9 protein-coding genes and 1 pseudogene are annotated in these 7,922 nt (G+C 72.5%); 5 read left to right on the top strand and 5 right to left on the bottom strand.

Annotated features, from left to right (window positions below; translation table 11 throughout):
• Positions 1 to 63: 63 nt before the first annotated feature.
• Positions 64 to 1,434 (top strand): glycosyl hydrolase family 18 protein, encoded by a 1,371-nt coding sequence (locus FHG89_RS07640; protein ID WP_139583660.1) that lies wholly within the window; start codon positions 64 to 66, stop codon positions 1,432 to 1,434.
• A 37-nt stretch (positions 1,435 to 1,471) separates the two neighbouring features.
• Here FHG89_RS07640 and FHG89_RS07635 read toward each other — a convergent pair whose 3' ends face one another.
• On the bottom strand, positions 1,472 to 2,362 hold the full coding sequence (locus FHG89_RS07635; protein WP_139583659.1) for a winged helix-turn-helix transcriptional regulator: 891 nt from the start codon (positions 2,360 to 2,362) through the stop codon (positions 1,472 to 1,474).
• A 98-nt stretch (positions 2,363 to 2,460) separates the two neighbouring features.
• On the opposite strand from FHG89_RS07635, the gene FHG89_RS07630 reads away from it, so the two are divergent.
• The gene (locus tag FHG89_RS07630; RefSeq protein WP_139583658.1) at positions 2,461 to 3,726 is read left to right on the top strand and encodes an MFS transporter; all 1,266 of its coding nucleotides are present in this window, start codon (positions 2,461 to 2,463) and stop codon (positions 3,724 to 3,726) included.
• On the opposite strand, the gene FHG89_RS07625 is transcribed toward FHG89_RS07630, so the two are convergent.
• The gene (locus FHG89_RS07625; RefSeq protein ID WP_139583657.1) at positions 3,707 to 4,807 is read right to left on the bottom strand and encodes a DUF4037 domain-containing protein; all 1,101 of its coding nucleotides are present in this window, start codon (positions 4,805 to 4,807) and stop codon (positions 3,707 to 3,709) included. The genes FHG89_RS07630 and FHG89_RS07625 overlap by 20 nt on opposite strands.
• A gap of 123 nt (positions 4,808 to 4,930) precedes the next feature.
• On the opposite strand from FHG89_RS07625, the gene FHG89_RS07620 reads away from it, so the two are divergent.
• On the top strand, positions 4,931 to 5,146 hold the full coding sequence (locus FHG89_RS07620) for a hypothetical protein (RefSeq protein ID WP_139583656.1): 216 nt from the start codon (positions 4,931 to 4,933) through the stop codon (positions 5,144 to 5,146).
• A 57-nt stretch (positions 5,147 to 5,203) separates the two neighbouring features.
• Positions 5,204 to 6,130, top strand: a complete 927-nt coding sequence (locus FHG89_RS07615) for a 5'-3' exonuclease (protein WP_139583655.1) — start codon at positions 5,204 to 5,206, stop codon at positions 6,128 to 6,130.
• A 107-nt stretch (positions 6,131 to 6,237) separates the two neighbouring features.
• Here the strand turns inward: FHG89_RS07615 and FHG89_RS07610 are convergent.
• Together FHG89_RS07610 and FHG89_RS07605 are read right to left on the bottom strand one after the other, a co-directional pair.
• Positions 6,238 to 6,420: pseudogene (locus FHG89_RS07610) on the bottom strand (isocitrate lyase/phosphoenolpyruvate mutase family protein); the annotation flags it as partial.
• An 8-nt stretch (positions 6,421 to 6,428) separates the two neighbouring features.
• Entirely contained in the window at positions 6,429 to 6,731 is a 303-nt protein-coding gene (locus tag FHG89_RS07605) for a GNAT family N-acetyltransferase (protein WP_139583654.1), read from the bottom strand.
• 90 nt (positions 6,732 to 6,821) lie between these two features.
• On the opposite strand from FHG89_RS07605, the gene FHG89_RS07600 reads away from it, so the two are divergent.
• Positions 6,822 to 7,685 carry a DUF1223 domain-containing protein gene (locus FHG89_RS07600; RefSeq protein ID WP_139583653.1) on the top strand — a complete coding sequence of 288 codons (864 nt, stop codon included), beginning with the start codon at positions 6,822 to 6,824 and terminating at the stop codon, positions 7,683 to 7,685.
• Here the strand turns inward: FHG89_RS07600 and FHG89_RS07595 are convergent.
• The coding region (locus FHG89_RS07595) for a cellulose binding domain-containing protein (RefSeq protein ID WP_208760890.1) at positions 7,576 to 7,922 on the bottom strand (347 nt) is incomplete at its 5' end. The genes FHG89_RS07600 and FHG89_RS07595 overlap by 110 nt on opposite strands.

Genomic DNA, 7,922 nt, shown 5'->3' with positions numbered 1-7,922 from the left:
CACCTCCCGCCCGCGACAACCTGCGTGGGCGGGCGTCGCCCCCCGCCCACGGGAAGGCCCCCGATGTCCTTACCACTGCGCCGCGCCCTCGCCGCCGGCCTGCTCGCGCTGGACACCGCCGGCGCCACCCTGACCCTCGCCCCCACCGCCGCGCAGGCCGTGGTGCTGCCGAACAACTTCAAGAGCGTCGGCTACATGCCCTCGTGGGCCGGCAACGTCAACAGCATCCAGTACAACAAGCTCACCCACATCAACTACGCCTTCGTGCTGCCCAACAACGACGGCAGCCTGCGCGCGGTGGAGAACCCGAGCAAGCTCTCCTCGCTGGTCTCCCTCGCGCACGCCAACAACGTCAAGGTGTCGATCGCCGTCGGCGGCTGGAACGACGGCAACGACTCGGCGTTCGAAGCCCTCGCCGCCAACTCCGGCAGCCGGACGACCTTCGTCAACAACCTGGTCAACTTCGTCAACCAGTACAACCTCGACGGCGTCGACATGGACTGGGAATATCCCGACCCGGGCGCCTCGGCCAACAACTACACCCAGCTCATGACGCAGCTCGGCAGCGCGATGCACAGTCGCGGCAAGCTGCTCACCGCGGCCGTCGTCTCCGAGGGCTACTACCTCGACGGCGTACCGACGGCCGTGTTCGCCCAGGTCGACTGGCTCAACATCATGGCGTACGACGGCGGCAGCCCGCACTCGAACTACGACTGGTCGATCAACAGCGTCAACCTGTGGAAGTCCCGGGGCCTGCCGGCCAGCAAGGCCGTTCTCGGTATCCCGTTCTACAGCCGCCCCGGCTACTTCACGTACTCGGCCCTGGTCGCGCTGGACCCCGCCAACGCCAACCGGGACTGCACCACCGCCGGCGGCGCGCAGCAGTGCTACAACGGCATCCCGACGGTCAAGCGCAAGACGCAGTGGGCCCTGGCCAACGCCGGCGGCGTGATGAACTGGGAGCTGTCGCAGGACACCACCGGCTCCACGTCCCTGGTCAGCGCCATGTACGACACCATCATGGCTGGCACCACCCCGCCGCCGACCGGTCGTACCGGCCGGATCACCGGCATCGGCGGCAAGTGCGTCGACGTGGCATCGGCCAGCACCGCCAACGGCGCCGCCATCCAGCTCTGGACCTGCAACGGCACCACCGCGCAGACCTGGACGGTCGCCGGCGACGGCACGCTGCGCGCCCTCGGCAAGTGCGCGGACGTCGCCAGCGGCTCCACCGCCAACGGCGCCAAGGTCCAGCTCTGGGACTGCAACGGCAGCGGCGCCCAGGTGTGGCAGGCGCAGTCCAACGGCACCCTGCGCAACCCGCAGTCGAACAAGTGCCTCGACGCCACGGACAACAGCTCCGCCGACGGCACGCGGCTGCAGATCTGGGACTGCTTCGCCGGCGCCAACCAGCGCTGGACCCTCCCGGCCTGACGGTACGACCCGCACGGTCCCCGGTCGACGCCCAGCGTCAGCCGGGGATCCCTGCGTGCTCGCGGGCCAGGGCGAGCATCTCGTCGACCGAGCCAGCCGGATCGGTGACCGGGAACTGCACCGCCCGGACCACCGACGCCGGGTCGACCAACAGCGTCAACCGCTTGAACCGGGTCTGCCCACCGGCCCGGAAGACGGGCAGCAGCAGCCCGGCGGCGAGCCGACCGTCCTGGTCGGACAGCAACGGGAACGGCAGCTCGGCGTACGCGGCGAAGTCGGCGAGCTGGTCCGCTCGTTGGGTGCTGATGCCGTAGACGCGTACCCCGGCCGCCTGGAAATCCGGGTGCCGCCTCGCGTAGGTGGTCGACTCCAGGGTGCAGCCCCGGGCGCCGGGGATCTCCGCCCAACCGGGCGGGTAGTTCTGCGCCGCCCCAGGCGCGTACGCCCCGGGAAAGAGGTAGAGGACGCTCCAGGCGTCCGGTGCGGTGACCGCTACCGGCTCTCCGTCGGGGCCGGGCAGGGCGACCTCCGGTAGCCGCCGGCCGATCAGGTCGTGCACACGGCGCGCCTCGGCCGAGTCGGTGTCGGCGGTCGCGGTCAGTTCTCCGTCGCCCATCAGGTGCCTCGTTCCCCAGTCCTGAAGGGCGATAAGCACCGGCAACAGCCCCTCGCCCCTCGCGGTGAGCAGGTAGTCGTGCCGTGGCGGGTGCGCGGAGTAGGGCCGGCGTCGCAGCACGCCGTGCTCGACCAGGGCGGCGAGGCGTTCGGTCAGCGCGCGGCGGCTGACGCCCAGCTCGCGCTGGAGCGCGTCGAAGCGGGTCGTGCCGCCGGCGACCTCGCGCACGATGAGGAACGTCCACCAGTCCCCCAGTACGCCGAGCGCCTGCGCGATCCCGCAGTCCGCGTCGGCGAGATCCTCTCGTCGCACCGGCTTTCTCCGATCGTCCGACCCGACTATAGTCCGTTCCAGATTGGAACGCACTGATCTGACGGAACGCCGCGGCACGACGGACGGGGGCCGGCGACATGCACGTCGACGAACGGGCCGCGGTGTTCTGGCGATGGTGGACCGCCGGCACGGCCAGCATGGTCGGGTCGGCGGTCGGCGCCGTGGCCCTGCCACTGACCGCGCTCACCGTCCTGGACGCCTCCGCGTTCCAGATGGGCCTGATCGCCGCGGCGAGCTACGTCGCCTGGATCGTGATCGGCCTGCCCGCCGGCGTCATCGTGCAACGCCTGCCGCTGCGCGGCGCGCAGGTCGGCGCCGACCTGGCCCGTGCAGTCGCCGTCGCGTCGATCCCGCTCACCTGGTGGTGGGGCCACCTCACCGTGACCCACCTGGTGGTCACCGCGCTCGTCGTCAGCTTCGCCAACGTGCTGTTCGACGTGGCCAACGCGACGTTCCTGCCCAGCATCGTCGAGCGGGAGCGGTTGCAGTCCCGCAACAGCCTCACCTCCGCCACCCACGCCGCCACCCTGCTCAGCGGGCCGTCCCTCGGCGGCCTCGCCGTGCAGGCCCTCGGCGCGGTGCCCACCCTGCTCGTCGACTCCGCCAGCTACCTCGTCTCGGCGGCCCTGCTGCGCACCCTGCCCGCCAGCCGCGTCCCGGCGCCGGACCGCTGGCCGCCGGTCGGCGAGCTGATCCGCCAGGGCTGGCGCTACGTCACCCACCACCCGGTGATGGGTCCGAGCATGTGGGCCGCCACGGCGATGAACTTCGTCTGCGGCGCGCAGTTCGCGCTGCACCCGCTGTACCTGGTCCGCGACCTGCATGCCCCGGCCGGCCTGGTCGGCGTCCTGCTCGCCGTCGAGGGCGTCGGGGCGCTGGTCGGGGCGGCGCTCACCACGCGGATCACCAACCGGATCGGCACCGCCCGCGCGCTTGTCGCCGCCGGGTTCACCACGGTCGCCGGGGCGTTCCTGATCCCGTGGGGCACGGGCTGGCTGGCGTACGCCGCGTTCGCCACCGGCAGCATCGTCTTCTCCCTCGGGACGGTGGTGCTGAGCGTGACCACCCGGACGTACCGGCAGATCGCCAGCCCACCCGACCTGCTGTCCCGGGTGATGGCGACCGTGCGGTTCGTCTCCTGGGGCGCGATCCCGGTCGGCGGGCTGGTCGCCGGCACCCTGGCCGGCCCGCTCGGCGCCCGCGCCACCCTGCTCGTCTTCGCGGCGACCCTGGTGTGCGCGCCGCTGGTGCTGCTGCTGTCTCCCATCCGGCACCTGCGCGACCTCACCGACCACGACCAGGAGAAGGAGCGACGTCCGACCGTCACGGCCAGCGGCCGGTGACCTCGTCACCCGGCCACAGGCCGTCGGCCACCCGGCGGACCCGGGTCGCGTCGGTGAGGACGTCGACACTGTTCACATACTGATCGACCGCGCCCAGCGGAGGTAGGCCACGAAGCGCCGGATCGGTCACGGCGGCCCGTAGGGCGGCGACGATCCGCTCCGCGTGCAGCACCAGGAAGGGGCGACTGTGAAACGGGACGACCCGGGCACGCACCGGCGTCGCCAGGCCGGTCTCGTCGGTCCAGCGGGCCATCGTCTCCAGCGCCTCGACCAGACCGGACTGGCGTCGCGTCCAGGCACCCGGACCCATCGCCACGGCCAGCGCCGCGACCACCGGGGCCGCGCCGGGCAGCCCGGCGAAGACCGTGCCAAGCCATTTGTCGTACGGTGGCCAGCGCCGACGCAGCAGCAGACCGAGCCGCAGCACGTCGCGGGCGATGCCGCCGGTGACGACCCGGCTGCCCAACTCGTCGCCGACCTCGGCGCACCGGCCGGGCAGGTGCTCCGACTGTGCGATTCGGGTCCACACCGCGGCGAGCACGTATCGCCACACATCCGGCGGATACCACCGCACCGCCGCCCGCCGAGCCGTGAGCGCGCCGCCGAGGCCGTCGTGAAAGACCGCGCCGCCTGTCACCTCCGCCAGCCGCTGGGTCGGGCTGGCGAGCCAGTCGGCGGTGCCGATCCCGGCCGCCGGGTCGAAGCCGAGCCGGTCGCGCCACCAACCCGCCAGTTCGTCGACTGCGATCCCGTGCCGGACACCTGCCGCGTCGGCGATGCCCAGCCGGCCGGCGCCATCACTGAAACGGGTGGGCCACCCCAGGAACTCCGTCGGCAGCTCAACGTCCAGGGCGGCACGAAGATGCGGGATCGCGGCGATGTCAGCCACTCCGACGAACAGCTGCACACGTGGCCCCCAGTCGTGATCGGTGGACCGCGCGGTGTCCAGCCCGAGCAGCTCCGAACCACCGTCGAGCAGCCCGGCCGCGTACCGCAGCTCGGGGTACCGACTGCGCAGAATTGGCGCGACCACCTCTTCGTGGTAGCGGCGGGCCAGCGTCAGGCCGGGAAGGAACGCCACCCCGGCAGTCTGCGCATAACGAAGGCGCGCCCGCACTGCGGTTTCCCTGTCCGGAGGGTATCGGGGGCCATAGCCTGATTTCCGAGGTCGCCCGGGCGGGCGTTCCCCCACCGGGAGGACAACGTGGCAGGCAACGAGGCGGACCGGGCGGCGACACGCCGCCGCCGGCAGCTGTGGGCCGGGGTGCTGGCGCTCGTCGGCCTGGTCCTGCTGATCATCGGCCTCACCGTGGCCGACGGGGTCGCGGCCTGGGTCGAGGTGCTGGTCGCGATCCTGCTGCTGGTGGCGAGCTACGTCGTGCAGCACCTGGCCCGCCGGGAGACCGTCTACCGGCGCTGACCCGTCGGCGGCCGGGCGTACCCCTGATCGTCGGAGGGCTGTGCCAGGCTGTTCGACGTGGCACACCGATCCCCGATCCTGCTGATCGACGCACCCAGCCTCTACTTCCGGGCGTACTTCGGCATTCCGGAGTCCGTCGCCCGCGCCGAGGACGGCACCCCCGTCAACGCGGTACGCGGCTTCCTCGACATGCTCGCCACCCTGATTCGCGGGCGGGGCGCCGACCGGATGGTCTGCGCCCTCGACTACGACTGGCGTCCGGCGTGGCGGGTCGACCTGCTGCCGTCGTACAAGGCGCACCGGGTGGCGCCGCAGGGTGGCGAAGTCGTACCGGACACGCTCTCCCCGCAGGTGCCGATGATCCTGGAGGTGCTGGAGGCCGTCGGCATCACGTCCGTCGGCGCGACCGGCTACGAGGCCGACGACGTGCTCGGCACGCTGTCGGTGACCCAGCCCGGCCCGGTCGAGGTGGTCTCCGGCGACCGGGACCTGTTCCAGCTCATCGACGACGCCCGGGAGGTCCGGCTGCTCTACGTCGGGCGCGGCGTGGCCAAGCTCGACGACTGCGACGACGCCGCCGTGCGGTCGCGCTACGGCGTGCCGGCCGACCGGTACGCCGACTTCGCCGCCCTGCGCGGCGACCCCAGCGACGGCCTGCCCGGGGTGGCGGGCGTCGGTGAGAAGACCGCCGCGCGGCTCATCGAACGGTACGGCAGCATCGCCGGCATCCTGGCCGCGCTGGACGACTCCGACTCGTCCTTCGCGCCGGGCCTGCGCGGCAAGCTGGTCGCCGCCCGCGACTACCTGGCTGTGGCGCCGACGGTGGTCCGGGTAGCCCTGGACGTGCCACTGCCGGAGCTGCCCACCGTGCTGCCGACCGCGCCCGCCGACCCGGACCGGCTACTGGACCTGGCCGGCAGGTGGAACCTGGCCGGCTCCACCCGCCGCCTGGTGGACGCCCTCGCCGCCCGCGTCGACGCCTGAGGGCGGCGCCCCCTGCGGCCCGGCGTCGCCGAGCGGGGGCGCGGTTCAGGCGCGCAGCGCCGCCGCGAGGTCGCCGATCGTTCCCATGGCGACATCTCCTCCGGCGGCGTGGAGCCGTCCTCGTAACCGAGGGAGGCGGCGATTCCCGCGCTCGGCGTGGCGAGCGCGGGGAAGCCGGCGTCGGCGAAGACTCGGGCGCTGGCCGCGTCCCACGGCCCCGGCAGGACGAGCGGGTCGCCGGTGGCGCGACCGTGGTGCAGGGTACGGAAGGTGGACGTTGTCGTGGTCACACGTACCCCTATTTCATCTTCCGCGTGGACCGGGCCACGATGTCCTCGTACTCCGGGTGCTTGGTCAGCCACTCGGCGAGGAACGGGCAGATGGGCACGACCGTCCGGCCCCGGGCCCGCGCGTCGTCCATCACCGCGCGGGCGAGGGTCGAGCCGACGCCCCTGCCCTCGAACGCGGGGTCGACCTCGGTGTGGGTGTAGGCGATGATGCCGCCGGTCAACTGGTAGGTCACGATGCCGGCGAGGGCGCCCGCCTCGTCGCGCGCCTCGAAGCGTTCCCGCGCCGGCGCGTCTGTCACGGTGAACTGCACCGGATCATCCAATCACAGCGTGCGCAGGCATTCTCGCGACCGTAACGGGAATCGCAGTGCCGCCGAAGGACCGCCGGGAGGAGACGCGCCATGACGGACCTGACGACGGACGGCGGCTTCGCCGTCGTGGAGATGTTCACCTCCCAGGAGTGTTCGAGCTGCCCTCCGGCGGAGGAACTGCTGACCGAGATCGACGACGACGCCCGGACGCGAGGGCGGCCCGTCTTCGCCCTCGGTTTCCACGTCGACTACTGGGACGACCTGGGCTGGCCGGACCCGTTCGCGGACGCGGCCTACACGGCGCGACAGGAGTCGTATGCCCGCGCCTTCGGCTCGGGCCGCCTGTACACCCCGCAGATGATCGTCAACGGGACCGACGAGTTCGTCGGGTCGGACCGGCGGCGGGCGGCGGACGCGATCGCGTCCGCCCTGGCGGCGACGCCCGCCACACCCGTGGCCCTGTCGGTGCGGGAGTTCGACGGCGAACGTCGGGTGGTGCTGGACGTGGGGGCCGAGCGGCCGCCGCAGCACGCGGTGGTGAACGTGGCGGTCGTGGAGCGCGGCCTGAGCAGCGAGGTCATCCGGGGAGAGAACGCCGGGCGGACCCTGCGGCAGGACAACGTGGTCCGCGCCTTCGCGTCGGTGGCCCTGGACGGCGGGCAGGCTCGGGTGGAGGTGCGGGCGCCGCGGACATGGATCCACAGCGGACCACTGTGGTCGGGTACGTGCAGGACGACGGCCACCGGGTCGTCGTCGGCGCCACGGCCGTGGACCTGTCGGCCGAGAGTCGATGAGCCGGGCCGGTGCGGAGGACCGGTGACGGTCCTCCGCACCGACGCCGTGATCAGCTGGCGGTGCAGGTGGGGGTCATGCCGGTCCCGCTGCCGTTGCCCTGGAAGCCGAACTCGGTGCCCTGACCCGCGCCGAGCCGCCCGTTGTAGTCCACGTTGGTGAACCGCACGGTGCCGGTGGAGCCACTTGCCGACGCGCTCCAGGTGTTGGTGACACTCGCGCCGCCCGGCAGGGTCATGCTGACGGTCCAGCCGTTCGTTCCAGACGAGCCGGCGGTCACCCGCACGGTGGCCACGAACCCACCGGTCCACGAGTTCAGCGACACCGACGCCGAGCATCCACCCGGCCCCGGCGGAGGCGTGGTGGGCGGAGGCGTGGTCCTGTCTCTTATACCCATCT

This window comes from Micromonospora orduensis (assembly GCF_006228125.1).
Lineage (GTDB): Bacteria > Actinomycetota > Actinomycetes > Mycobacteriales > Micromonosporaceae > Micromonospora > Micromonospora orduensis.
The sequence above is the reverse complement of the archived record's forward strand: the minus strand, read 5'-3'. Positions and strand labels throughout refer to the sequence as shown.

Coding starts and splice junctions, on each gene's coding strand:
- FHG89_RS07630 (WP_139583658.1), top strand. CDS start 2,461: ATGCACGTCGACGAACGGGCCGCGGTGTTCTGGCGATGGTGGACCGCC.
- FHG89_RS07640 (WP_139583660.1), top strand. CDS start 64: ATGTCCTTACCACTGCGCCGCGCCCTCGCCGCCGGCCTGCTCGCGCTG.
- FHG89_RS07600 (WP_139583653.1), top strand. CDS start 6,822: ATGACGGACCTGACGACGGACGGCGGCTTCGCCGTCGTGGAGATGTTC.